16 protein-coding genes and 3 pseudogenes are annotated in these 25877 nt (G+C 61.6%); 8 read left to right on the forward strand and 11 right to left on the reverse strand.

Annotation, left to right across the window (positions count from 1 at the left end):
• Window positions 1-49: 49 nt before the first annotated feature.
• The 6 genes and pseudogenes from ACRHIG_RS29205 to xapA all read right to left on the reverse strand — a co-directional run bounded on the left by ACRHIG_RS29205 (window position 50) and on the right by xapA (window position 7455).
• Window positions 50-457 carry a cytidine deaminase gene (locus ACRHIG_RS29205; protein ID WP_099379413.1) on the reverse strand — a complete coding sequence of 136 codons (408 nt, stop codon included), beginning with the start codon at window positions 455-457 and terminating at the stop codon, window positions 50-52.
• Window positions 458-557: 100 nt separating this feature from the next.
• Window positions 558-1880 (reverse strand): thymidine phosphorylase, encoded by a 1323-nt coding sequence (gene deoA, locus ACRHIG_RS29210; protein ID WP_489628775.1) that lies wholly within the window; start codon window positions 1878-1880, stop codon window positions 558-560.
• Between the two features lie 75 nt (window positions 1881-1955).
• Window positions 1956-4335: pseudogene (locus ACRHIG_RS29215) on the reverse strand (aldehyde dehydrogenase family protein).
• A gap of 12 nt (window positions 4336-4347) precedes the next feature.
• Window positions 4348-5307 carry a deoxyribose-phosphate aldolase gene (gene deoC / locus ACRHIG_RS29220; RefSeq protein ID WP_034785577.1) on the reverse strand — a complete coding sequence of 320 codons (960 nt, stop codon included), beginning with the start codon at window positions 5305-5307 and terminating at the stop codon, window positions 4348-4350.
• Window positions 5304-6497 (reverse strand): phosphopentomutase, encoded by a 1194-nt coding sequence (locus ACRHIG_RS29225; protein WP_489628777.1) that lies wholly within the window; start codon window positions 6495-6497, stop codon window positions 5304-5306. The genes deoC and ACRHIG_RS29225 overlap by 4 nt, the downstream gene beginning before the upstream one ends.
• A gap of 118 nt (window positions 6498-6615) precedes the next feature.
• Complete coding sequence (xapA, locus tag ACRHIG_RS29230) at window positions 6616-7455, reverse strand: xanthosine phosphorylase (protein WP_092798101.1); 840 nt, start codon at window positions 7453-7455, stop codon at window positions 6616-6618.
• Window positions 7456-7816: 361 nt separating this feature from the next.
• Between xapA and ACRHIG_RS29235 the strand changes: the two genes are divergently transcribed.
• From ACRHIG_RS29235 to ACRHIG_RS29265, 7 genes are all read left to right on the forward strand, one after another.
• Window positions 7817-8980, forward strand: a complete 1164-nt coding sequence (locus tag ACRHIG_RS29235) for a carbohydrate kinase (RefSeq protein WP_489628778.1) — start codon at window positions 7817-7819, stop codon at window positions 8978-8980.
• Window positions 8977-9906: a pseudouridine-5'-phosphate glycosidase gene (locus ACRHIG_RS29240; protein WP_409027184.1), complete on the forward strand. Its 930-nt coding sequence runs from the start codon at window positions 8977-8979 to the stop codon at window positions 9904-9906. Before ACRHIG_RS29235 ends, ACRHIG_RS29240 begins: the two co-directional genes overlap by 4 nt.
• A gap of 84 nt (window positions 9907-9990) precedes the next feature.
• On the forward strand, window positions 9991-10893 hold the full coding sequence (locus tag ACRHIG_RS29245; RefSeq protein WP_489628779.1) for a LysR family transcriptional regulator: 903 nt from the start codon (window positions 9991-9993) through the stop codon (window positions 10891-10893).
• 379 nt (window positions 10894-11272) lie between these two features.
• The gene (locus ACRHIG_RS29250) at window positions 11273-12268 is read left to right on the forward strand and encodes a BMP family lipoprotein (RefSeq protein ID WP_475414084.1); all 996 of its coding nucleotides are present in this window, start codon (window positions 11273-11275) and stop codon (window positions 12266-12268) included.
• A gap of 81 nt (window positions 12269-12349) precedes the next feature.
• Entirely contained in the window at window positions 12350-13882 is a 1533-nt protein-coding gene (locus tag ACRHIG_RS29255) for an ABC transporter ATP-binding protein (RefSeq protein WP_489628780.1), read from the forward strand.
• Entirely contained in the window at window positions 13875-14954 is a 1080-nt protein-coding gene (locus ACRHIG_RS29260) for an ABC transporter permease (RefSeq protein WP_070219324.1), read from the forward strand. The genes ACRHIG_RS29255 and ACRHIG_RS29260 overlap by 8 nt, the downstream gene beginning before the upstream one ends.
• Window positions 14955-14958: 4 nt before the next feature.
• Entirely contained in the window at window positions 14959-15930 is a 972-nt protein-coding gene (locus ACRHIG_RS29265; RefSeq protein WP_034754516.1) for an ABC transporter permease, read from the forward strand.
• A 506-nt stretch (window positions 15931-16436) separates the two neighbouring features.
• Here ACRHIG_RS29265 and ACRHIG_RS29270 read toward each other — a convergent pair.
• Window positions 16437-17027 (reverse strand): annotated as a pseudogene (locus tag ACRHIG_RS29270) (NUDIX domain-containing protein); the annotation flags it as partial.
• An 85-nt stretch (window positions 17028-17112) separates the two neighbouring features.
• Between ACRHIG_RS29270 and ACRHIG_RS29275 the strand changes: the two are divergent.
• A complete protein-coding gene (locus ACRHIG_RS29275; protein ID WP_489628781.1) occupies window positions 17113-17877 on the forward strand; it encodes a DeoR/GlpR family DNA-binding transcription regulator in 765 nt (254 codons plus the stop codon).
• A 34-nt stretch (window positions 17878-17911) separates the two neighbouring features.
• Here ACRHIG_RS29275 and ACRHIG_RS29280 read toward each other — a convergent pair whose 3' ends face one another.
• The 4 genes and pseudogenes from ACRHIG_RS29280 to ACRHIG_RS29295 all read right to left on the reverse strand — a co-directional run bounded on the left by ACRHIG_RS29280 (window position 17912) and on the right by ACRHIG_RS29295 (window position 25483).
• On the reverse strand, window positions 17912-18982 hold the full coding sequence (locus ACRHIG_RS29280) for a S1/P1 nuclease (protein WP_489628782.1): 1071 nt from the start codon (window positions 18980-18982) through the stop codon (window positions 17912-17914).
• Between the two features lie 8 nt (window positions 18983-18990).
• Window positions 18991-20219: pseudogene (locus ACRHIG_RS29285) on the reverse strand (phospholipase D-like domain-containing protein).
• Window positions 20220-20235: 16 nt separating this feature from the next.
• Entirely contained in the window at window positions 20236-21945 is a 1710-nt protein-coding gene (locus ACRHIG_RS29290) for a bifunctional metallophosphatase/5'-nucleotidase (RefSeq protein WP_489628783.1), read from the reverse strand.
• Between the two features lie 112 nt (window positions 21946-22057).
• Window positions 22058-25483, reverse strand: a complete 3426-nt coding sequence (locus ACRHIG_RS29295; protein WP_489628784.1) for a TonB-dependent receptor — start codon at window positions 25481-25483, stop codon at window positions 22058-22060.
• Window positions 25484-25877: the final 394 nt, after the last annotated feature.

The raw sequence follows: 25877 nt of genomic DNA on the forward strand, positions 1-25877 counted from the left end.
GATGGCCACGGCGGCCTGGATGTCGATCGTCTTGTTCAAGCGGATCCTGTTACTTCATGTCCAGGTCGGAATTGCCGAAGCCGTGCGGCAGCAGCCAGCCCGCCGTCACTTCCATGATGTCGTTTTTCAGGTTCGTCAGGATCACGGGCAGGTCGGCGCCGCCCATCTCGAAGATCACCTGGCGGCAGGCGCCGCATGGCGAGATGGGTTCGGCCGTGTCGCCCGTGACGGCCAGTTTGGCGAAGTCGCCCGGTTTGCAGCCATGCGCGATGGCGCTGAAAAACGCCGTGCGCTCGGCGCAGTTGCACAGGCCATACGCGGCGTTTTCCACATTACAGCCACGGAAGACGCGGCCATCCTTGCACAGCAGCGCCGCGCCCACCTTGAAACGCGAGTATGGCGCGTAGGCCAATTCGCGGCCGGCGTTGGCTTCGGCGATCAGTTCTTGGTTGTTCATTTGTTCTCTCTACACTAGACAACTACCGGGGTCAGACCCTCAACACCGCTGACACATAGCTCTACGCCATCGCAAACGGGGGTCTGACCCCAGATTTAAATTATGGACGAATGGTACGATAAATCACCGGATTACCGGCCAGCGCCACGGCGCCGATGGCATACGCTTCCTGGATTTCCCTGACGGCTTGCTGCGCCGCCGCTTCCGTGCGCGCGTGCACCATGGCCAGCGGCTGGCCGATCGCCACCTGCTCGCCCAGGCCCACGAGGTCCGTCAGGCCGACGGCGAAATCGATGCTGTCGCTCGGACGTCGGCGGCCACCGCCCAATGCCACCACGGCCAGGCCGATGGCGCGGCAATCGCGCACGTTGGCGTAGCCGGCCGACGGCGCCGGCGCCGGCACGACGAACGGCGCCTGTTCCAGGTGTTTATCAGGATGCTCGACGAGATCCGCCGGGCCGCCCAGGGCCGACACCATGCGCGCAAAGCGCTCGGCCGCCGCGCCCGAATCGAGGGCCGCCGTCAATTTCACGCGCGCTTCCTCTTCAGTGGCGGCCAGGCCGCCCAGCACCAGCATCTCGGCGCACAGCGCCAGGGTGACTTCATGCAGGCGCGCGGGACGCGAACGGCCCGTCAGATAATCCATGGCGCCGCGCACTTCCAGCGCATTGCCGGCGTACGGCGCCAGCGACTCGTTCATGTCCGTCAAAATCGCCGACGTCTGCATGCCAGCGCCATTGCCCACGGCGACGATGCTCTCGGCCAGCTCCACCGACTTGTCGTAGGTCGGCATGAAGGCGCCCGTGCCCACTTTCACGTCCATCACCAGCGCGTCCAGCCCCGCCGACAGTTTCTTCGACAGGATGGAGCCGGTGATCATGGCCACCGATTCCACCGTGGCGGTGACGTCGCGGATGCTGTAGAAGCGCTTGTCAGCCGGTGCCAGCTGCGCCGTCTGGCCGATGATGGCCACGCCGATCTCCTGCACCACCTTGCGGAACAGTGCATTGTCCGGCACCGTGCAATAGCCTGGAATGGCGTCGAACTTGTCCAGGGTGCCGCCCGTGTGGCCCAGGCCGCGGCCCGAGATCATCGGCACGTAGCCGCCGCACGCGGCGACCATGGGGCCCAGCAGCAGGGAGACGACGTCGCCCACGCCGCCCGTCGAATGCTTGTCGACGATGGGACCCGGCAGGTTCAGCGAGCGCCAGTCCAGCACCTGGCCGGAATCGCGCATGGCCAGGGTGAACGCCACGCGCTCGTCCATGTTCATGTCGTTGAAATAGACGGCCATGCCCAGCGCCGCGATCTGCCCTTCGCTGACGCTGCCGTCAGTGATGCCGCGCACGAAAAACTGGATTTCCTCGGCGCTCAAGACGCCCTTGTCGCGCTTCTTGCGAATGATTTCCTGGGTCAAAAACATGAATTAACTCCGATCATAATAGACTGGGGTCAGTCCCTACGGTTCTGACCCCAGCTTTGCAACTCCAGTTGTCAATCAGACGCCGTAAGGAATCCACACGTTTTTCACTTGCGACGCATGCGCCAGCACGGCACGGCCGCCGCTTTGGGCGGCGCTGTACCAGTCGCGGCCCTTGGCGCCGCCGACCCAGGTGCGTTTCAGGGTGCCGGCCGACAGGCGCTCGACTTCGGCGCAACCGTCGGCGGAACCGTCATGGCGCCAGACGGCGTCGATGTCGGCGTGCGTGGCCAGGGTGCGCGCCAGTTCATCGGCATTGCCGCTGATGATGTTGACGACGCCGCCCGGCAGATCGGAAGTATCGAAGACCTGGTACAGGTCCAGTGCGGACAGCGGATGCGCTTCCGACGGCACCACCACCACGCGGTTGCCCAGCGCGATGGCCGGCGCCACCAGCGAGATGAAGCCCAGCAAAGGCGCTTCATTCGGGCAGACGATGCCGATCACGCCGACCGCTTCATTGAGCGCCACGGTGATGCCCTTGGTGGGCGGCTGGTGCGCCAGGCCGTCGTACTTGTCGGCCCAGGCGGCGTAGTAGAACAGGCGTTCGATCGATGCCTGCACTTCCTTCTCCGGATTTTTATTGCCCGTCATGGCGGCGATGCGGGCGGCGAATTCGTCGGCGCGCGCTGCCAGATTTTCGGCGATGTAGTACAGCACTTGCGCGCGGTTGTGCGCCGTGGCGCTGGTCCAGCCGGACGCCTTGTGCGCCGCCTCGACGGCGTTGCGGATGTCCTTGCGGCTGCCCACGCCCACTTCGGCCAGCAAGGCGCCATTCGCGCCGAACACGGCGGTGCTGTAGGCGCTGTCGGGGCGTGCCTGCTTGCCGCCGATGTACATCTTGGCCGTGCGGTCGATGGCGAACGGGTCGGCTGCCGCCGGCTTCACGTTGGCCTTGGTTTTCGCTTCCACCACCGGCAGGGCCGGACGTGCATCTTCGGCCAGGGCCGTCATGTATTCCAGCATGCCTTCGCGGCCGCCTTCGCGGCCGAAGCCCGATTCGCGGTAGCCGCCGAAGCCGCAAGCGGCGTCGAACTGGTTCGCGCTGTTGATCCACACCACGCCGGCCTTGATGGCGGGCGCGATATCGAGGGCCAGGCTGATCGACTCGGTCCACACGCTGGCGGCCAGGCCGTACACCGTGTTGTTGGCCAGCTGCACCGCTTCAGGCGGCGTGCGGAAGCTCATGGCCACCAGCACGGGGCCGAAGATTTCAGCCTGCGCCACGGCGGCCGAGGTCGACGCACCGGTGATCAGGGTGGGCGGGAACCACGAGCCGTCAGTCGGCAGTTCGCACGCCGGTTGCCACACGTCGCAGCCTTCGGCGCGGGCCGAATCGACGAGCGCGGCGATGCGCTGGCGCTGCACGGGGTCGACCAGCGCGCCCACGTCCATCGATTTGTCCAGCGGTGAGCCGAGACGCAGGTTTTCCATGCGCGCGCGCACCTTGTTCAGGAAGCGCTCCTGAACCGATTCCTGCACCAGCAGGCGCGAACCGGCGCAGCACACTTGCCCCTGGTTGAACCAGATCGAATCGACCAGGCCTTCCACGGCGCCGTCCAGGTCCGCGTCTTCGAAGACGATGAACGGCGACTTGCCGCCCAATTCCAGGACAGCTTCTTGCCGCTGCCGGCCGTCGCTTCACGAATGAGGCGGCCCACTTCGGTGGAACCCGTAAAGGCGATCTTGTCGACGCCAGGATGGTTGACGATGGCCGAGCCCACTCTGCCGTCGCCGGTGACGATGTTGACCACGCCGGCAGGCACGCCGGCCTGCAGGCACAATTCGGCGAACAGCATGGCGGTCAGCGACGTGAATTCGGCCGGCTTGAAGACGACCGTGTTACCGGCCGCCAGTGCCGGGGCGATTTTCCACGACAGCATCAGCAGGGGAAATTCCACGGCACGATCTGGCCCACCACGCCCACGGCGCGGTAGTCGGCGAATTCTTCCGACTGCAGCTGCGCCCAGCCTGCGTGATGGTAGAAGTGGCGCGCGGCCAGCGGCAAATCGATATCGCGCGTTTCGCGGATGGTCTTGCCGTTGTCCAGGGTTTCGAGCACGGCGAACAGGCGCGAATGCTTTTGCAGCAAGCGGGCCAGCGCGTACATGACTTTCGCGCGGCCATGGCTGCCCATGCCTTGCCATACGGGCAGCGCGCGGCGCGCCGCTTCCACGGCGCGTTCCACGTCGGCGTCGGTGGCTTGCGTCAGTTCGGCCAGCTGCGTGCCGTCGGCAGGATTGGTCGAGGCGAACAGTTCGGCCGGCTCGCTCCATGCATTGTCGATAAACAGGCCGAATGTGCGCTGGTGGCCGTCGAGCCACGCCTGCGCTTCTTTTTGACTTTCGGGAGCAGGGCCGTAGTCCATAGTAGTGAGAATCTCGTTAATTGTAGGCATGACGATTGTTCTTTAAGGTTGTGCGTGACGATGATTGGCCGAGTAGCTGCCGGTGACGTAGTGCTCGAGCTGGCGCTCGATGTCGGTCAGCAGGCTGGAAGCGCCGATGCGGAACAGGTGCGGCTGCAGCCATTCGTTGCCCAGTTCTTCCTTCATCAGGGTCAGGTACTGCAGCGCGCTCTTGGCCGAGCTGACGCCGCCGGCCGGCTTGAAGCCCACCTGGAAGCCCGTCTGCTCGTGGTATTCGCGGATCGTGCGCACCATCGTCAGGGCCACGGGAATGGTGGCGTTCACGCCTTCCTTGCCGGTGGAGGTCTTGATGAAATCGGCGCCCGCCATCATGCAGACCCACGATGCCTTGGCCACGTTTTCCATGGTCAGCAAGTCGCCCGTGGCGAGAATCGCCTTCACGTGCGCCTCGCCGCACGCCTTGCGGTAGGCCAGCATTTCGTCGTACAGCACCTGCCAGTTGCCGTTCAGGACGTGCTGGCGCGTGATGACGATATCGATTTCGGAAGCGCCGGCGGCGACCGACAGTTCGATCTCGCGCAGCTTCGTTTCCATGCTCGTCAGGCCGGCCGGGAAACCCGTCGACACGGCGGCGATGGGCAGGCGGCCCTGGATGACTTTCACGGCCGGCTGGATCATCTCGTGGTACACGCACACGGCGCCGGTGCTCAGCTGCGTCAAGCCCAGCGCGTCCATCAGGTCGGCGCGCAGCGGGCGCATGGCCTTCATGCACAGGCGTTCCACGCGGCCCGGCGTATCGTCGCCGCCCAGGGTGGTCAGGTCGATCATCTGGATGGCTTTCACCAGCCAGGCGGCCTGGTATTCCTTTTTCACGGTACGGCGGTTCGCCAGGCTGGCCGCGCGGCGGTCCGTCGCGGCGCGGTTGACGCGGATCTGGTTGATCCAGCCCAGGTCGAGGCCGACGGCCTCGTTACGCTTGAATTCGGGGTGCATGAGTGTCATAACAAGCTGGTTCCATTAGCAAGTGGTGGTACGCCAAGGTGCTTGGCGAGGGTTTGGCCAATATCGGAGAACGTCTCGGAAATGCCCAGTGCGCGCGGGGCGACGCCGGGACCGAAGAAGATCATCGGAATGTGTTCGCGGGTGTGGTCGGAGCCGTGCCAGGTGGGGTCGCAGCCATGGTCGGCGGTGATCACGACCAGGTCGCCTTCCTTCAGCTTGGCCATGAATTCCGGCAGGCGCGCATCCATTTCGCGCAGCGCGTCGGCATAGCCTTCGACGTTGCGGCGGTGGCCGAACGCCTGGTCGAAGTCGACGAAGTTCACGAAGGTGAGCGACTTGTCCTGCACTTCATCGGCCGTCTTCAACAGCGCTTCGAACAGCGCCATGTTGTCGACGCCCTTCACGACTCTGGAAATACCCTGGGCGGCGAAAATATCGCTGATCTTGCCCAGGCCGACGACTTCGCCGCCCGCATCCTTGACGTGGTCGAGCAGGGTCTTGCTTGGCGGCGCCACCGCATAGTCGTGGCGGTTGGAAGTGCGCGTGTAGTTGCCGTTGCTGCCAGTGAACGGGCGGGCGATGACGCGGCCGATGTTGTACGGCTCGACCAGCTTGAAGGCCATTTCGCACACCTGATACAGGCGCTCGAGGCCGAACGATTCTTCGTGCGCGGCGATCTGCATCACCGAGTCGCCCGAGGTATAGATAATCAGCTTGCCGGTGGCGACGTGTTCATCGCCATGCTTGTTGATGATGTCCGTGCCCGAGGCATGGCAGTCGCCGAGGAAGCCGGGCACGCCGGACAGGGCTTTCAATTTATCGGTCAGGTCGGCCGGGAACGATGGCGTGGTGCGTGGGAAGTAGCCCCAGTCGAATTCGACGGGCACGCCGGCGATTTCCCAGTGGCCGCTCTGCGTGTCCTTGCCGGTGGAGCGCTCGCGCGCCGCGCCGTAGGCGCCGGTGTAGCCGTCGCGCTGGTCGAAGCCCGTGGCCCATTCGCCGCTGGCCAGGTGCGCGGCGGCGCCCAGGCCCAGGCGTTCCATGTTCGGGAGTTTCAAGGTCTTGCCGCTTTTGGCGACAGTGCTGGCAATGTGGCCAAAGGTATTGGCACCTGCGTCGCCATACTTGGCGGCGTCTGGCGTTGCGCCAAGGCCGAAGGAATCAAGCAGGAGGATAAATGCGCGTGACATGATAAGGCTCGCTTTATGGAATGATGCAAAGATGATGCGGACAGTGTAGGCCGGATTTTCCCGGCCTGCCGCGCGGCGGCGCCGATGGCCGGCGCGCCGCTGCTGCGTAAAAAAGTGCTTAGGCTTGCGGCGTAGCCGATACGGTCGCCAGGAAGGCCAGGATCAGCTTGACCAGGTCTTTCGCGCCGATGGCCGCGTATTTCAGGGTTTGTTCGTGCGACAGGGCGAATGGCGACATGCCTTCGGCCAGGTTGGTGATGACGGACACGCCCACCACTTTCAGGTCGCAATGGCGGGCCGAGACCACTTCAGGCACCACGGACATGCCGACCGTGTCGGCGCCCAGGCGGGCCATCATGCGGATTTCGGCGGCCGTCTCGAAGTTCGGGCCAGGGTAGGCGACGAACACGCCTTCGTGCAGGGTGATGCCGTTCGACGCGGCCGTGTCCTTGACCAGCTTGCGCAGGTCCGCATCGTAGGCATTGGCCATGCTGAAGAAGCGCGGGCCGAAGCGGTCGTCGTTCGGGCCGACCATCGGCGTGCCTGGCAGCAGGTTGATATGGTCGCTGATGGCCACCAGGCTGCCGGCGTCCACTTCAGGGCGCAGGGAACCGGCGGCGTTGGTAACGAACAGCATTTCGCAGCCCAGCAGTTTCAAGGTGCGGATGGCGCTCGTCATCACGCCCATGCCATAGCCTTCATAGAAATGGCCACGGCCCTTCATGCAGACGACGGCGACGCCCGACAGGGTGCCAACCACCAGTTCGCCGGCATGGCCGTGCACGGTGCTGATCGGGAAACCTGGCAATTCGTCAAAGCTGATGCTGACGGCATCCGTCATCTGCTCGGCCAACACACCCAGGCCGGAGCCGAGGATCATCGCCACGCGCGGCTTGAAATTTTCAGGAGCGCGGGCACGGATGATTTCGGCGGCGTGGAAAGGGGCGTTGTTCGACATGGTTATCCTCGTAATGACTAATGATGATGGTTGCTGCCTGCGCGGCGGCACGGTGCCGCAGCCCAGGTATCGGGTATGTATGGGTGTTGCTGGACTATCCAGATGCGTATTGCCTCTATTTGCCGCCACTATGCATCAAACGGAATATGTATGGCAAATACCATTTTTCTTGCCCATTTATACAATTCAAATATAAATGGCCGATATTATAGTCGAGGCTAGCCCAGGCCTGCCATGCCCTGGAAATGCATGCATACAAGCTCCATACGAAGGTTTTTTATGCACGCTTGACACCCGCTTGACACCTGCAAGACAAATGTTTACAGTCGCAGACAAATGTTTAAACCTTCATCGAAAACTTGTGACCGATACCAATAAAAAAGACCAGCTATATGCGCTGATCCGCAACAACCCCTTCATTTCGCAGCAAGACCTGGCGAGCGAACTGGGCTTGTCGCGCTCGGCCGTTGCCGGCCACATCGCCGGGCTGATCCGCGAGCGGCGCCTGCTGGGACGCGCCTACGTGCTGCCCGACAGCCGCCCCGTGCTGTGCATAGGCGCCGCCAACCTCGACCGCAAGATGCGCACGCTGGCGACCTTGCAGATGGGCACCTCGAATCCCGTGCGCTCGGAAGAAGTGTTTGGCGGCGTGGGCCGCAACATCGCGGAAAACCTGGCCCGATTGTCGATTCCCGTCGCCCTGCTGACGGCGCTGGGCGACGACGCGGCCGGCCATGCGCTGCAGACGCACGCGGAAGACGCGGGCATCGACATGCGCGGCAGCCTGCATTTAAGCAACACCAGCAGCGGCACCTACACGGCCGTGCTCGACGAACATGGCGAAATGCTGTTGGCGATGGCCAACATGCAACTCTATGAACAGCTGACACCGGCCTTTTTGCATAGCCGCCAGCCGCAGCGCGCCGCCGCCGCCCTCACCGTCTGCGACCTGAACCTGGGCCACGACAGCGTGCAGGCGCTGCTGGCCGACGCGCGCCAGGATGCGGCCCACGCGACGCCGCTCGTCATCGTCGCCGTCTCGCAGCCGAAGATGGCGCACCTGCCGCAAGACCTGACGGGCTTGTACCTGCTGATCCTCAACCGGGGCGAACTGGAAACGCGCGTGGCGCGGGCTTTGCCGACGGCATTCGAGGTGCGCGCCGCCTGCCGCGAAGTGCAGCGCCAGGGCGCGCGCCAGGTGATCGTCACCTGCGGCGGCGAAGGCGTGTACTTCACCGATGGCGACGATCTTGATGCGCCCATCGTCCACCTGGCCGCGCGCGAGGTGGACGCCGTCGACGTGACGGGCGCCGGCGACGCGTTTTCCGCCGCCGTCTGCTGGTCGCTGTACCACGACAGCAGCGACCTGAAACTGGCTTGCCGGCGCGGCCTGAAGCTGGCCGCCATGACCCTGGAATCCGACGCCACCGTCTCGCCACTGATCTCGGTCGGCGCCCTCGACGACATTGACGACGCCGACCTGGCGCCGCCTCCCCCACCCTCTTTCAACAGGATTGACACATGACGCAACTGAATAACTTCCTCTCGTTCTCGCAAGAAGTCCTCGACGCGCGCGCCGCCGGCAAGGCCATCGTGGCACTGGAATCGACCATCATTTCGCACGGCATGCCGTATCCGCAAAACGTGGAGATGGCGCGCGAAGTGGAACAGATCATCCGCGACGGCGGCGCCGTGCCGGCCACCATCGCCATCATCGGCGGCAAGATCTGCGTGGGCCTGTCGCCGGAGCAGCTGGAATTGCTGGGCACCTCGCCCGACGCCATGAAGGTCAGCCGCCGCGACCTGCCGTTCGTGCTGTCGCAGGGCAAACTGGGCGCCACCACCGTGGCCGCCACCATGATCTGCGCGGAACTGGCCGGCATTGCCGTGTTCGTCACGGGCGGCATCGGCGGCGTGCACCGCGGCGCGGAAACGAGCTTCGACATTTCCGCCGACTTGCAGGAATTGGCGCACACGTCCGTGGCCGTCGTCTGCGCGGGCGTCAAATCCATCCTCGACATCGGCCTGACCCTGGAATACCTGGAAACCCATGGCGTGCCCGTCATCAGCGTGGGCCAGGAAGGTTTCCCTGCCTTCTTCACGCGCGAAAGCGGCTTCAAGGCCGATTTCCGCCTCGATACGGCAGCCGAGCAGGCCGCCTTCATCGGCACGAAATGGCAGCTGGGCTTGAAAGGCGGCGTGATCGTCAGCAATCCCGTACCGGCCGCGCAAGCGATGCCCAAGGAAGAAATCGATGCGATCACCACGCAAGCCTTGCAGGAAGCGGACGCGGGCGGCGTGAAGGGCAAGCAAGTCACGCCTTTCCTGTTGTCGCGCATCAAGCAGCTGACGGATGGCCGCAGCCTGGCGACGAATATCGCCCTGGTCAAGCACAATGCGCAAGTCGGCACCGCGCTGGCCATTGCCATGCAGGCGGTCGTGGCACGATAATAGGACTGCTGTAAAGAAAGCGCGCGCGCCTGCACGGTCCGCGCGCCATTCCATCGCCAAGCACCACGCAACGCCAAGGAAAGCATGTCCATCGATCTGAAACAGTTAAAGTATTTTCTTGCCGTTGCCGAGGAGAAAAGCTTCAGCCGCGCCGCCGAGCGCCTGCATATCTCGCAGCCGCCCCTGAGCCAGCAGATCATGAAACTGGAAAGCGAACTGGGCGTGCGCCTGTTTGCGCGCACCACGCGCACCTTCGAGCTGACCGTGGCGGGCAAGGCGCTGATGAACGAGGCGGCCGAACTGCTGGCCAAGATGCGCATGACCATCGACACCATCCGCCAGATCGACCGGGGCGAAGTGGGCCGCTTGCGCGTGGGCATCGTCGGCTCGGCCATGTGGGGCCCCATCCCCAGCCTGCTGGAAGAATTCCAGACCAAATTTCCCCGCGTCACCTGGACCATCCATGAATTCGGTCCCACGGTGCAATACGAAGCCTTGCGCGCCAAGCAGATCGACGTGGGCTTCTGGCGCGAACCCAAACTCAACGACGACGACTTGCGCCACGACAACCTGCGCCAGGAACTGTGCTTCCGCGAGAACGTGTGCGTGGCCGTCAATGAACACCATCCGCTGGCGAAAAACACGGCCATCGAGCTGATCGACATCGCCCAAGAGCCCATGCTGACCCTCAACCTCGACAAATCCGCGTTTCCCCGCTACCTGGTGCAATGCTGCATCAACGCCGGTTTCGAACCCGTGATCTTCCAGGAAGCGAGCGAACCGCAAACCCTGCTGGCCATGGTGGGCGCGGGCCTGGGCGTGACCCTGGTGCCGGAAACGACGAGCCGCATCGGCTGGCCCGGCGTCGTATTTCTACCGATCAAGACCAATCCGCCGTCGGCCAACCTGTACATCAGCTACACCACGCTCGACGACGCTCCCGTCGTGCGGGCTTTCTTGAATATTATTAATCCCCCATCCTCCTGACAGGCCATTTATATGCGCCGCATATAAATACATAAACAAAAACGTATTTGTCATACATATCTGGCATGATGCATAGTGATTCGGACGCCCATCGCGGCGCCGGTCCCGTGCTTGCCCTGCCCGTCCACTGACGGCGCATCCCAGCCCGCTCCGGCCGCCCCATTCGATGTTGTACCTATAAAAGAGACGGGGCGCGACTGTTGCATGAGCATCACACTGTCGACATAAAAGCATACGAGGCCAGCAATGATCTTGTGCAATACAGTGCAATGTTGATAAGGAATCATCACCTCGTGCATCAAAAACAGGCTAAATCGGCCCCAAATTATATGTTTCACCTATAAAAAATATACAATATCGATCTTCCAGGAGCCAATTCATGAAACTTACACAATTTAGTTTGACGATCGCAGCCGTTTTTCTGACTGCTCAAGCGTCCGCGGCTACCCCAAAACTGGGTGTCGTGTATGACGCGGGCGGCAAGTTCGACAAGTCGTTCAACCAATCCGCTTTCGAAGGCGCATCGCGCTTCAAAAAAGACACGGGCATTTCCTTCATCGAAGTGCAGGCATCGAGCGATACGCAGGCCGAGCAAGTCATGCGCGGCCTGGCCCGCAAGAAACTCGACATGATCGCCGCCATCGGCTTTGCGCAAACGCAAGCCGTGCAAAAGGTCGCCAAGGAATTCCCGAACGTGAAATTCGTGCTGATCGACGGCCAGGCCGCCGGCAGCAACGTCAATTCCGTCGTCTTCAAGGAAGAAGAAGGTTCCTACCTGGTGGGCGTGGCCGCGGCCATGGCCAGCAAGAGCAAGAAGGTCGGCTTCATCGGCGGCATCGATATTCCCCTGATCCGCAACTTCGCCTGCGGCTACGCGCAAGGCGTCAAGGCAGTGAACGCGAAGGCGGAAATCACGCAAAACATGGTCGGCACCACGTCCGGCGCCTGGAATGACCCGGCCAAGGGTGGCGAACTGGCCCGCTCGCAATTCGAGCGCGGCGTCGACGTCGTCTTCGCCGTCGCTGGCGGCAGCGGCATGGGCACCCTGCAGATGGCCAAGGAAAAAGGCAAGCTGGCCATCGGCGTCGATTCGAACCAGAACCATCTGTATCCAGGCAGCATCCTGACCTCGATGGTCAAACGCGTCGACAACACCGTCTACGACAGCTTCATGCAAGTCAAGAACGGCACCTGGAAGGGCGGCGTCAGCTATAAAGGCTTGAAAGAAGGCGGCGTGGATTGGGCGCTCGACGCGAACAACCGCAAGCTGATCACGCCGGAAATCGAAAAACGCGTGTTGGGTGCGCGTAAGGACATTATCGATGGCAAGATCAAAGTGATCGATTACCGCGTCGGCAGCAGCTGCCCGGTTTAATTTTTCTCCGTATCTTTTAGCGCGCCGCCGGGGCCTGTCTCCGCGCGGCGCGTTTCCATGAAACTATCCAGTTATGAACCTATGCAGCCAGCAGTAGAATTTCGCAGCATTTCCAAGCAGTTTGGACATGTGAAGGCGAACGCCGACGTCAGCTTCTCCATCGCCAAGGGCAGTATCCACGGCCTGGTGGGAGAGAATGGCGCCGGCAAATCGACCTTGATGAGCATCCTGTACGGGTATTACCGTGCCGACGGCGGAGAAATCTTGCTCGACGGTAAAGTACAGCCTATCCGCAACAGCCAGGAAGCGATCAACCTCGGCATCGGCATGGTGCACCAGCACTTCATGCTGGTCGAGAACTTCACCGTCCTCGACAATATCATGCTGGGCACGGAAGGCGGTTTTCGCCTGGCCAGCCACCGCACGGAAGCGGAAGCGAAATTGCGCGAGATTTGCGCGCGCTACCGCCTCGACGTCGACCCGCTGGCGAAGATCGAAGACTTGTCCGTCGGCGCGCAGCAGCGCGTGGAAATCCTCAAGCAGATTTACCGCAGCGCCAATATCCTGATCCTCGACGAGCCGACGGCCGTGCTGACGGCACAGGAAACGGCATCGCTGTTTGAAATCCTGCGCCTGTTCAAGGAACAGGGCAAGACCATCATCCTGATCACACACAAGCTGCAAGAGATCCTGGAAATCACCGACAACGTCACCGTCATGCGCGGCGGCACGGTGGTGGGCGCCGTGGCAACGGCCGGCACCTCGAAAGAGGAACTGGCCAACATGATGGTGGGCCGCCCCATCCAGAGCCACTTGCCCCGTGCACCGTACAATCCCGGTGCCACGGTGCTGGAAGTGGCTGATTTGCAATTGGCCGACGAGCAGCAGGTCAAATTGCTGGCCGACATAGGTTTCAACTTGCGCGCCGGCGAAATCGTCGCCATCGCGGGGGTCTCGGGCAATGGCCAGAGCGAGCTGCTGGAAATCCTCTCGGGCATGCGCTTGCCCACGTCCGGCACCTTGCGCTTCCTGGACAAGGACTTGCCGTTTGCCAAGCGCCACGATGCCGATGGCTTGCCGCTGGCCTTCCGCGAGCTGGGCATCGCCCACATTCCGGAAGACCGCTTGCGCGATGGCGTGGTGAAAAATTTCTCCGTCATGCAGAACACCATCCTCGGTTACCAGGACCACCTGAAGAACCGCTGGGGCCTGTTCAACTTCAAGGCCATCGGCGCGCGCTGCGCTGAACTGCTGAAGACGTTTGACGTGCGCCCGGCCAACCCGGACCTGCGCATCGGCTTGTTGTCCGGCGGTAACCAGCAAAAGGTGGTGATCGCGCGCGAAGTACTGGCCAAGCCGAAACTGATGCTGGTGGGCCAGCCCACGCGCGGCGTCGACATCGGCACCATCGAAAGCATCCATACGCAATTGCTGGCCCTGCGCGACGCGGGCGTGGCGATCCTGCTGGTGTCCGTCGAACTGGAAGAAGTGCGGGCGCTGGCCGACCGCATTCTCGTCATGTGCGGCGGGCGCATCACCGGCGAACTGAAAATTGAAGAATTCGATACCACCCGCATCGGTCTGTTGATGGGGGAATGCATAAATCATGAATAACGACTTGCCACGCTGGGCGACAGCCTTTGTCATGCCCATGTTAAACCTGCTGTCGGCCTTGCTGGTCGCCGCCCTGGTCATCTATATGCTGGGCGAAGACCCGGCCGAATCGCTGTCCATCCTCGTCCACAGCGCCATCCTCAATCCGGAAGGCTTGAGCTACACGCTGTTCTACGCCAGCACCTTCATCTTCACGGGCCTGTCGGTTTCCGTGGCGATGCAGGCCGGGCTGTTCAATATCGGTTCCGAAGGCCAGATGTATATCGGCGGCCTGGGCTTGACTGTCGCCATGCTGGCCTTCGACCAGACCCTGCCCGCCTGGCTCCTGATTCCCGCCGCCATGATCGGCGCGGCCCTGTTCGGCGCGTTGTGGGGCTTTTTGCCCGGCTATCTGCAGGCGAAGCGCGGCAGCCACATCGTGGTGACCACCATCATGTTCAACTTCATCGCCGCCAGCCTGATGAATTTTATTATCGTAAAGTACCTGATTCCGCCGGGCGAGCAGAACACGGCCAGCCGCGTGTTTGCGGAAAGCGGCGAAATGCCGCGCCTCTCCACCTGGTTCCCGTCGCTGGGCGACACGCCGCTGAACATCAGTTTTATTTTGGCGATCGCCGCGCTGGTCATCTACGGCGTGATGGTCTGGCGTTCGTCGTGGGGCTTCAAGCTGCGCGCCACGGGCCTCAACAAGCACGCGGCCCACTATGCGGGCGTGTCGATCAGCAAGATGATCATCGTCGTCATGCTGATCTCGGGCGCGCTGGCGGGCCTCGGTTCCGTCAATTCCATCATGGGCTCGACCCATTACCTGTCGCTCAACTTCGTCGGCGGCGCCGGTTTCATCGGCATCGCCATCGCCCTGATGGGCCGCCAGCATCCGGTCGGCATCTTTTTGTCGGCCGTGCTGTTCGGCGCCCTGATCCAGGGCGGCTTCGACCTGTCGCTGGAAAAACCGAATATCCCGACGGAAACCTTCATTTTCATCCAGGGCTTGATCATCCTGTTCTGCGGCGCCATGGAAAACTTCTACGCACCGGCCATTTCCGCCCTGCTCAAGCGCACCAAAGGCTAACACCATGACACTCGACGACTTCCAATTCGCCAGCATCCTGGTATCGACCGTGCGCAATGCGCCCGTCCTGATCTTTGCCGCCATGGCCGGCCTGTTTGCCGAACGCAGCGGCATGATCGACATCGGCCTGGAAGGCAAGATCCTGGCCAGCGCCTTCGCTTCCGCCGCCGTCGCCTACACGACGCAAAACCCGTATTACGGCATGGCGGCCGGCATGCTCGTGTGCGTCGCCCTGGCCCTGCTGCAGGCGTACGTCAGCATCACGCAAAAGGGCAACCAGCTGGTGGCCGGCATGGCGATCAACATCGCCATGAGCGGCCTGACGTTCGTGCTGGCGCAATTTTTCTTCCAGCAAGGCGGCCGCACGCCGGACCTCGGTTCGGCGCGGCTGTTCGACGTGGTCTTGCCGGGCACGCAGTACGTGGAACACATCCCCTTCATCGGCTGGGTGTATGCCCACTTGATCGGCGGCCATTCCATCCTCGTCTACGTAGCCTTCCTCTTGATTCCGCTCGTGCACTGGCTGCTGTACCACACGCGCTTCGGCCTGCGCCTGCGCGCCTGCGGCGAAAACCCGCATGCGGCCGACTCGGCCGGCGTGAGCGTGGAAGCGACGCGCTACCTGGCCATGCTGGTGGCCGGCATCCTGTGCTCGTTCTCGGGCGCGTATCTGGCCATCGTGCAAAGCGGCTTCTTCCTGCGCGACATGTCGGCCGGTGCCGGCTACCTGGCCCTGACGGCCATGGTGTTCGGCAACTGGCGCCCCGTCTACACCTTCCTCGGCTGCCTGATGTTCGGCTTCTTCGCCGCCATCCAGATCCAGATTGAAGGCGTGGACTTGCCCGTCGTGGGCCGCATCCCCGGCTCGCTGATCCAGATGGTGCCGTACGTCGTCACCGTAATCGTGCTGGCGGGCTTGATGGCGAAATCCATCGCGCCGAAGGCTATCGGTATCCCCTTTGTAAAATCGCGTTAAGAGCACCTGAGAAAATACCCATGGCGTCGTTGCCTTGCCTCGTCGTACATTCGTACTGCCTTCGGCAAGACGCCTAGCCCTGGGCATTTTTCAGGCGCTCCCTGAAATGACAAAAAGCGAAGCCCGCGGGCTTCGCTTTTTTACGCCTGGGCAATCTCGTCCAGCGAGAAAAACACGGCCAGCCCCAAGCCGCGCGCCACTTCGACCATTTGGTCGGCCCCTTGGGAGGCGCCGCCAAGCCGCAGCACGGCATCGCAATGGCTTAATAAACGCGTCGCATGCGCGTGGAACAGTTCCTCATACACGGCATCGCCCACCTGGCGTGAACCGGCCAGCGCCAGCATGGGCAAGGCCAGCCATTCACCGAGCACGGGCATGTGTCCCTTGGCATACAAGGGCAGGCAGACGACTTCCATGGCTGCCACATTCGCCGCCATCAGGGCCGGATCATCGCCCGTGCCTGAACGGTAGGGGCCGGCAACGAGAATCTGCAGCCCCCGTTTGGCTGGCATCAAATACAGCTGCGCATGCTGCAGCAGCATGATGGTCTTGCCGTCGCAGATGCGCCCATCCGCCACCATCCGTATCGCTTGCGCCAGGGGCAACTCCAGCACTTCGATATCCTCGCCTTCATGGGCCAGGCCGCCGCCGTCGCCGATGCGGCTGGCGGGATCGTATTCGGCGGCAAAGAAATGCAAACGTTCCGTCACGGAGCCGGGACTCATGAAGGCCTGGAATATCTTGTGCACCTGCCCCACCCGGTAACCGGTTTCCTCTTCCACCTCGGCGCGGATGCGCTGCTCGGCGCTGGCCTCTTCCAGCAAACCGGCGGCAGATTCGATGAGGAAACCATCGTGGCCTTCGCGGTAGGTAGGGAAGCGGAACTGGCGGATCAGGATCACCGTGCGTTTGGCTTTGTTGTAGAGCAGGATGGTGGCGCCATCGCCGCGGTCATAGGTTTCCCGCGTCTGCGTCTGCCACTGGCCGTCGTGGCGCAGGTAATCGAACGTGGTCTTCTGCAATAGGTACCAGTCGTGCGACAGGGTTTGCACCTGCTGGATGCGGACCCGTTGCTGCTTGCTATTTTCTTCGCGCATATCGTCTCCTTGTGCTTGCGTCCGACGACTTTATCATGCAAACTCGTGCAATATCAAGAAAATACAAGAATACTCAAGAAAAATCATGCTGACACATCAACGCAAACAATACTTGCTGGACTTGCTCCAGCGCGAAGGCCAGATCGTCGCCAAGGCCGTCAGCGACACTCTGGGCTTGTCGGAAGACACGATACGCCGCGACCTGCGCGAACTGGCGAAAGAGGGATTGCTTGAGCGCGTGCACGGCGGCGCCCTGCCCCTGCTGCCCCGTTCGCCCGCGCTGGCGCCGTTTGCGGGGCGCGAACAGATTTCCGCGGAAGCCAAGCCCGCCATCGGCCGCGCGGCGGGCGCCATGATACAAACGGGGCAAGTGGTGTTTCTCGATGGCGGCACGACCGCCGTGCAGCTGGCGCGCCAGCTGCCGCGCGATTTGCGCGCCACCGTCGTCACGCACAGCCCGTCGATTGCCGTCGAGTTGGTGCATCACCCGTTCATCGAGGTGCTGATGCTGGGCGGGCGCCTGTACAAGCACTCGATCGTGGGCGTCGGCGCCGCGACCGTGGAAGCCATCGGCCGCATCCGCGCCGACCTGTATTTCATGGGCGTATCCAGCCTGCATCCGCAAGCGGGCATCACCACGGGCGATTATGAGGAAGCATGCGTGAAGCGCGCGTTGAGCGAGGCGTCAAGCCGCACCGTCGTGCTGGCCTCGCCGGAAAAGTTCAACACGGCGTCACCGTTCCAAATCGCGCCCTTGAGCCAGGTCAACGATATCATCGTGCACCGCGATGTGGAAGACGCCCTGGTCGCGCCCTTCCGCGAGATGGGAATCGCCATCACCCTGGCATGAAAAAACGGCCCGCAGGCCGCTTTCGCATGACACCTTACTGTGGCCAGATCGCCTGCAGCACGGCAGCCAGGTGATAGCCGCCCTCGATCAGCTGCTGCTTTGCCAGCGCAGAACTCGGTACCGGATAGTTGTCCGGCACCGTCAAGCTCCAGACGTTATAGACGCCACCCTTGCGGCTGGTCTGCTGCGTGGCCGGGCCGGCCACCACGTCCGTAAAGGCAATCTTTGACGCCGCCAGCGCGGCATCGGCCCACTGATACGGCCAGGTGACGGGGTCGCCGCTGTTGGCGCTCACCACGGGCGCGCTGGCGATCACGGTGCTGGCGAACTGCTGCGGCGTGCGCGTACTCAAACGGCGCATGGCGTAATCGACCACGGTCGTATCCCAGTAGGAATGCAGGGGCTTGGTGGGCGACTTCGGATAGCTGCCGGCAGGCCTGGTATCGCCCGCTTCCGCCGGCAGCGGCGCGGGAATTACGGCATCCGACAGGGCCGTCATCTTCGCATCGTCGAGCAGCAAGTCGTTGCCGCCGCGCGCATTGAAAACGGCGACGTCATCGATCTGCGCCTGCGTGGCGGGCACGAAAAACTGGCCATCCTTGCCGAGAAACGCATTGCCCACATGCAGCGGCTGGTGGATATCGCCCACCAGGTGCGTGATCAGGATCAGCGCTTCGCGCTGGCTGAAGCCGTGCGGATTGCTGGCCGCATCGGCCTTGCCCTGCAACACCAGGATCGCTTGTTTCAAGGTTTGCACGATATCGTCGTCGGCCGTGCCCACGCCATGGTCGTGGTAGTGCACGTTCTGGAACGGTACATTCGTGTAGTGGTATTCGCCATGCTTGGGATTCGCCGCCACATACGTCAACATTTCCGGCGATTGGGGGCCGCAATACGTGCCCTTCACGCAATCGGGCCAGTTGGCGATCTTTTCCAGGCTTTCACCCGGTAACAGCAATTGGGAGATATGCGCCTGCGTCGCGCTGCCCTTGAGCAATTGATCGGCGATGGCACCTACGGCGCGGTGGCCGTCATTGCCCCAGGCTAGCGCATTGCCGGAAGCGAAAGCGGCGCCCAGCGCCAGCACGCAGAATAATTTTTTCATGCCCACCATTACTCCTTGCCTTGCGGCGCGGCCTTGGCCGGCTTCGGATACTGCTTGTTGATGTCGATGGGTTGCGCGTACGCCGAGCTCCACGTCTGCTCATGCAGCGCAGCGATGCGCTGCGCCATCTGCTCGTTGCGCAGCACCACTTCCAGGTTGCGCGACAAATCGAAATAGCCGCCCGCCCAGTTGCTCGTGCCGACCCAGGCCAGCTTGCCGTCGATGCTCATGGTCTTGCTGTGGATCACGCGCGCGAATGGGATGAAGCCCGTCGAGGCCGTGGGAATCGTCACGATGCGGATTTCCACGTTCGGCAACAGGGCCAGGCTTTTCAGGTAGACGATGGCCGGCGCTTCCGTGTTCCAGCTTGACACCATCAGCTTGATCTTCACGCCGCGCTGGGCGGCCGCGCGCACGGCGTTGTCGATCACGGCGTAGTACGGACGCGTGCGGTTCGGGCCGTAGGACAGGGGCGCGTAATCGAGCAGCTGGATGCGCACTTCGCTTTGCGCTTGCGCCAGCAAGGCGGGCAAGCCCGTTTCCGAGTCGCCCACGCCGGCCGGGTTGTACGCGTTCGGGCTGGCCAGCAAAAATGCGTTTTGCGCGTAATTGGCTGGCACCACCTTGCTGTTGAGCACCGTGGCGCGGCTGCCTTGCGACGTCAGCGCCTGGGCTTGCCAATCCTGCTCGAAGATGGCTTGCACCTGGCTGACCATGCCTGGCTCCGTGATTCGCAAGCCCGTTTCATGGATGTGCTCGAACGAGCGCCAGTCGAAGTTCTGGCTGCCGATGTACGCGACCTGGCCATCGACGGCCAGGTATTTTGCGTGCACGATGCCATTGCCCGTGATTTTATTGAAATCGATGAGGCGCAAGTCCAGGTTCGGAATCGCCTTGATCCGCGCGATGGTCGCCGCTTCCGACAGGCCCACGCCCTTCTGGTCCAGCAGGAAGCGGATCTTCACGCCGCGCTGGCCGGCGGCCGTCAAACTGGCCAGCACCTTTTCAAAGGCCGTGCCCGGCTTGCTGACGGCATAGAACTGGGCGATGACGATCTCTTTTTTGCACCATCGAACAGCTCGCTCCACACGGCGACGGGCTCGCGCAGGTCGGGATTGGTCAAGCTCGTTTCCACGGGCGAGGTGTGCACCAGCTCAAAGCCGGGTATCGTGAAATCGGCGTGGGCCGTGCCCGCGAACAGGGTAGTGACGAGCAGGGAAACAGATAAACGACGCATGGTTATTCCTTGTAGATTATTTGACGCGCACGATGCGGCCCGCCGCCGTGGCGCTGCCGGCCGGCTTGCCGGCCCGCGCGCGGTCGATCAGGTAATTGCTGAAGGCATCGATGTCGCGCACGCCCGTGTCCAGACGGCGCGTGCCGGCCGCCAGCACGGTGAAGCGGTCGCCGCCGCCGGCAAGGAAACTGTTGGCCGCGACACGGTATTGTTGGCCGTCGTCAATGGCGACGCCATTGAGCATGATGCTGCCGGGCAGCACGCGCTGGCCCTGGGGCCGCGTGCTGTCCCAGCGATAACTAAAACCTTCGGACACCTGCAGCAGATTGCTGTCTTCCGCCTCGGCGCCCGGCCATTGCTGCTCAAGCAAGGTACGGATTTGCGCGCCGGACAGACTCACCACGATCAGCGTATTACCAAACGGTACCACGGCCTGGTTCTGGCCCACGTTCGTCATCAGGCCAGCGCCCGCTTCCAGGTCCTTGCGGATGCCGCCATTATTCATCAGGCCGATTTGCGCGCCGGCAGCGCGTGCGCCGAACAGGGTACTGTCGGCCACCAGGTCGCCCAGCGCGGAAGCGCCGCTGCCCTTGGTGCTGCGGCCGACGTTCGGCACGGCGATGGCGGCCACGGGACGCGACAATTCGGCCGCACTGCGCTGCTTGACCGATTCCAGGTAGGCTGCCACTGCCGGGTCCGGCTCATACATGCCTGGCAGCATGACGACGTTTTGCGCGCTGGCATCGATCAGCGCATTCTTGACGGGATCGACCTTGAGCTTGATGCGCGTCAGCATGTGTCCGCCCATTTGCGCTTGTGTCACCAGCCGGCCATCGACGCGGCACAGATAGCCCTGGTGCGAATGGCCGCTGATGACGAGCTGGATGGCCGGATCGAGGCGTTTCACCACGTCGACCACTTCCCCCTTCAGGTGGCTGCAATCGGGCTGGTCGACGGCTTCCTTCGTCTCGCCGCCCTGGTGCAACAGCACGACGAAGACGCCTACGCCCTGCGCGCGCAACTGCGGCAAGGTGGCGTTGATGGCGTCCGCTTCATCGCCAAACTGCAGGCCGGCAATGCCGGCGGCCGTCACCACGGACGGCGTATCTTTCAGCACGGCGCCGATCAGGCCCACCTTGACGCCATGCGCCTCTTCGATGAGGTAGGCGGGCAGCAGCGACTTGCCCGTTTGCGTGTCGATGACATTGGCCGCCATATAGGTATAGCTGGCGCCCTTGAAGTCGGGCGTGAACTTGCACGCCTTGTCGGCGCGCGCGGATTCGCAGCCGCCGCGCTGCTGGCGCAGCAATTCCGCCTTGCCCTGGTCAAATTCGTGGTTGCCGACGGAACTGGCCTTCATGCCCAGCATATTCATGGCGACGATGCTCGGTTCGTCCGCCCACAGCGCCGACATGGCGGGGCTGGCGCCGACCAGGTCGCCATTGCCGACAAAGATCAGCTGCGCATCTTCGCGCCGCCACGCCTTCAATGCGCCGGACAAGGTGTCGATGCCGCCGGCCTGCACCGTCTTGCGCCCGGCATCGCCAGCGCTCGTATAGGTAAATTTGCTGCGCTCGAGGTTGCCGTGAAAATCGTTCAGGGCGACCAGGTTCACTTCAATCGGGCCGCTGGGCGCAAGCTGTGGCGCGGAAGCGAAATTACTGCAGCCGGACAGGCTGAGGATCAGGGCCGCGCTGGCGACCGGATTGCGTAGGAAGTGAGCCATGGAATGATATGTATTGAAAAGGGGAAAGAGTAAACCATCTGGTCTATAAAAAAACGGCTGGTGTCGCCACCAGCCGTTTTTTATCTTGCCAAACTACGAGGCAACTACGACATTAAAATTCGTACTTGATCGTTGCTTGCAGCGCCCATTGCGATTCGCCTTTGGCTTGGCGCGTTTCCGTACCTTCTACGACAGGACGCGTGTTATAGACGTACTTGCCATCTTTCATACCGACATAGTCGACAAAGCTGCGCACTTGGCCACCAGCCGATTGGAAGGCCACTTCATTGATGCGGCCCCATTTACGGTTCAGCAAGTTGCTGAAGTTCAGGATGTCGAAAGTGAAGATACCTTTGTTACCACTGAAGAAGCCCGGTACTTCCTGGCTCATGCGGACATCGAAGCTGTTGGTCCATGGTGCAAAGCTCTTATTACGGCCAACGACACCGCCTTTTGCCTTGCGCAGATCACCATTGGCATTGACGACAGCCCAGAAAGCGTCTTCGTTCGCGTGATTAGTAGCGGTATCGCCACGGAACACGACTTCACCCGAACCTGGTGCGCGTGGGATGTACATCAAATCATTGCCCGCCAGACCGTCGCCGTTCAAGTCATTATTGATGGTCCAGCTGTATGGCTTGCCGGTACGGCCTTCATAGAACAAACCGAACGTGGTCTTGTAAGTACCGAAGAAACGCTTGCTCCAGTTCACGTTCGCCGTGAAGCGATCCTTGACCAGGTAGTTCGAATTGGATGCCACGTTTTCGTTCGGATCGAAGACAGCACGGCCGCCCCAGTTCGAGCTTGAGGTCGACGACGTCAGCGGCGACACTTCCGTAGCATCGCTATAGGTGTACGACGTACCCCACGACAGGCCATCACGCACGGGGCTACGCAGCGACAAGGTCAACACGTTGGACGCGCCTTTGTCGGTGTTTGTTGCCATCAGTACTTGACCAAACTTCTCGTTGGCACCCGATTTGGTACGTGCACTGCAATCCGAGGTACCAGTCAAGCTGCCGGTGGAGTTCCAGCATTTTTCCAGGTAGGCATTCGCGCCATAGTACAACGGACGGCCATCGCTACCAGTAGCTGTAGGCGCACCCATGTTCAGCTCTTGATAATAGATCGAGTCTTTGGTTTGCAGTCGCAGGTATTCCGCACCGACAATCAGGCCCATCCATGGCAATTCATGTTCGAACGCCAGGTTGGCCTTCCAGACCGACGGCTGCGCCAGATTCGGACTCAGCGCATCGACCTTCATTGCCGGAATGACCGCGCCCAAGTTGGTTGGCTGCTTGGTTGGGTCAGGATTAAAGAAACCGTCGCTGTTCAGGCAAGTGCCTGCCGAGCTTGAGCACGTGTAGTTTTGCACGGCCATGCCGGTATTCTGATAAGGATTACCCAGCCAGACGCTGGCAGCAGCGCCCTGGAACAAGCCAAAACCACCGCGCAACTGCATTGGACGCGCAGAATCAAACTTGTAATTGAAGCCCACGCGTGGCTGGTACAAGTTCTCGCCATCGATGGTGTGCGAATTGTCGATGCCGAAACCGCCCGTTTGACGGCCACCTGGCGTCGTGCGCGCCACTGTTGGCTGAGCTGCGAGCGCATTGTAGATCGGCTTTTCGCCGATGCGCGTGCCGTCGACGCGCAGGCCGGCGCTAATGGTCAGCTGCTTGTTGACATTCCAGGTATCTTGCACGAACAAGCCGATATTTTTCAGGGAGAAACTGGCAATCGCATCGTCCAGCGTGCGGCCAGGCTGCGCCACCTGATAGGAATACGAGCTAGGACGACCGCGGCTGAAGTTTTCCAGGATGGCGGCCTGGCGCTGTGCTGCAGTCGCGCTACTGCAATTCACTTTACCAAATGTGTATTGGAAATTAAGCTTTGGATCGGTGCTGTCATTCGTATTGATACAGCCAAAGGTGTAATTACCATTGACGTTTTGCAAGAAGGCATTGTAGACATCATTCTTGCTGTAGTCGGTACCAAACTTGACTTCATGGTCGCCCAGCACCCATGTACCAGCAGCGTAGAAGTCTTTGGTTTTGGTGCCCAGAACGTTTTTCTGACGGCTCTGTTCGGTGCCGAAGTTCAAGAAGCGGTTGCCGGTTGCCAAACCTGCAGGTGCGCCATCAGGCAATACGCCGGTAAACTGCAGGCCGATGGCTGGCAGGTAGGCATTGTTTTGCGGCACGCTGTCGTACTTGCGCGACGACACCTTGACTTCGGTCGAGAACGTCGGCGTCCACTCGGCGGTCCATTGACCAACCAGGGTTTCCAGGCTCTTCTCCTGGGAGTACCAGTAGGAGCTCAGCGACAGGCCGGTCGGCGAGAAACCCGTGTAGATTGGTTCCGCTTGTTCAGTCTTGGTGTAACGCAGCATCATGCGCTGGGTGTCGGTCAAGTTCCAGTCCAGTTTCAGCAACTTTTCCTTGGCCGTAAATTCCGAACCGCCAGGTACCGCAAGGCTGCCGATATCAATACCATATTTGTCTTTAGCAATGGAAGCTGCGCCATCGATGGCCGATTGGGTAATCGCCACGTTGGTCTGTGCACTGCCGATCGGACCGAAGGTTGGCGCGCCGCGCGAGCTCTTGGTTTCTTCGTAGTTAGCAAACAAGAACAGTTTGTCTTCGATCAGCGGGCCGCCCAGGGTGATGCCCTTGGTCGTGTCCTTCGATTTTGGCGCATCGTAGTATTCGCCCGTCGTATCGTTATAGCGATCACCAGCGGTGCTGTCATTGCGGAACACGTAGTAAACGCTGCCCTTGACCTTGTTGGTGCCGGATTTGGTCACGGCGTTGATGTTGGCGCCCGTGTAGCCTTTTTGCGTCACGTCATAGTTGGCGACGTTCACTTGCACCGACTGGATCGCTTCGATCGAGATCGGTTGCTTGCCGGTAGCCGTACCGGAAGCTTCCAGACCGAAGGTGTCATTCACGGCCACGCCGTCGATCGTCATCGAGTTGTAGCGCGAGTTCTGGCCAGCGACGGAAATTTCACCGCGCTCCTTGTCCGTTTGCGACAGGCGCGGGTCGGCGCGGGCGTAATCCTGCAAGCTGCGCGAAATCGATGCCTGGGTTGCCAGTTCCGTCGGGCCGATGTTAGTGCCGGCGCCCATGTTGTTGCGGTTAAATACCTGATTGCGGATGGCATTCGTGCTGACTTTCACCACTTGCATCTGCGCACCCAGGGTCGCATCGACGCTGGCCGTTTCAGCCAGCTGGATGAAGACGCCTTCGCGTTTTTCCACTTCGCCATTCTTGGTGATGGTGATCGTGTAGGGACCGCCTGCGCGCAAGCCACGTGCAACATAACGGCCTTCGGCATCGGTGGTCACGTTGCTGACGGAGCCAGATTCAACGTGAACGATATTGACCTGGGCGCCAGCTGCAGGCTTGCCGTCATTGGCCGAGATACGTCCGCTGATGGCCGACGTAGTGTTCTGTGCGAACGATGGTGCCGCCGCCAGTGCAATAGACAGGCTGAACGCGATTTGCGTTAGCCGAAGTCGCTTGTGATTGATCATCTTTAACCCCAGAAAAGACTATTATTTTTGAACATCCTGGATTGCCCCACCGTCCGGCTGCGCCGCACAGCAACACAAACTCAAGATCTCCTCTTTACGATGCTGCAACTGTTACGCCGGCTGGACTGGCTGCGGTCCTGACAAGACCATCACAAACGCCTCTCCACACATCACAGCCCCTGGCAATTCAAGCAATAACGACGGAAAACGAGGTCTCCTGGCCGTACAACACAGCGCGCTAGCATCTGTGTCATTCACCCGACATGCTGAGCCGGCCACCATGGCAAGCCGCGAGTGTAATTGTTAAATATTTCAAGACTGTGACACGGCGGAAAAATACAGAGGAATGTCGTCATTTAGCTGCGCGACTGTTTGTTTCACTCTGCATCTCACC

Source organism: Janthinobacterium sp. C22 (assembly GCF_057919405.1).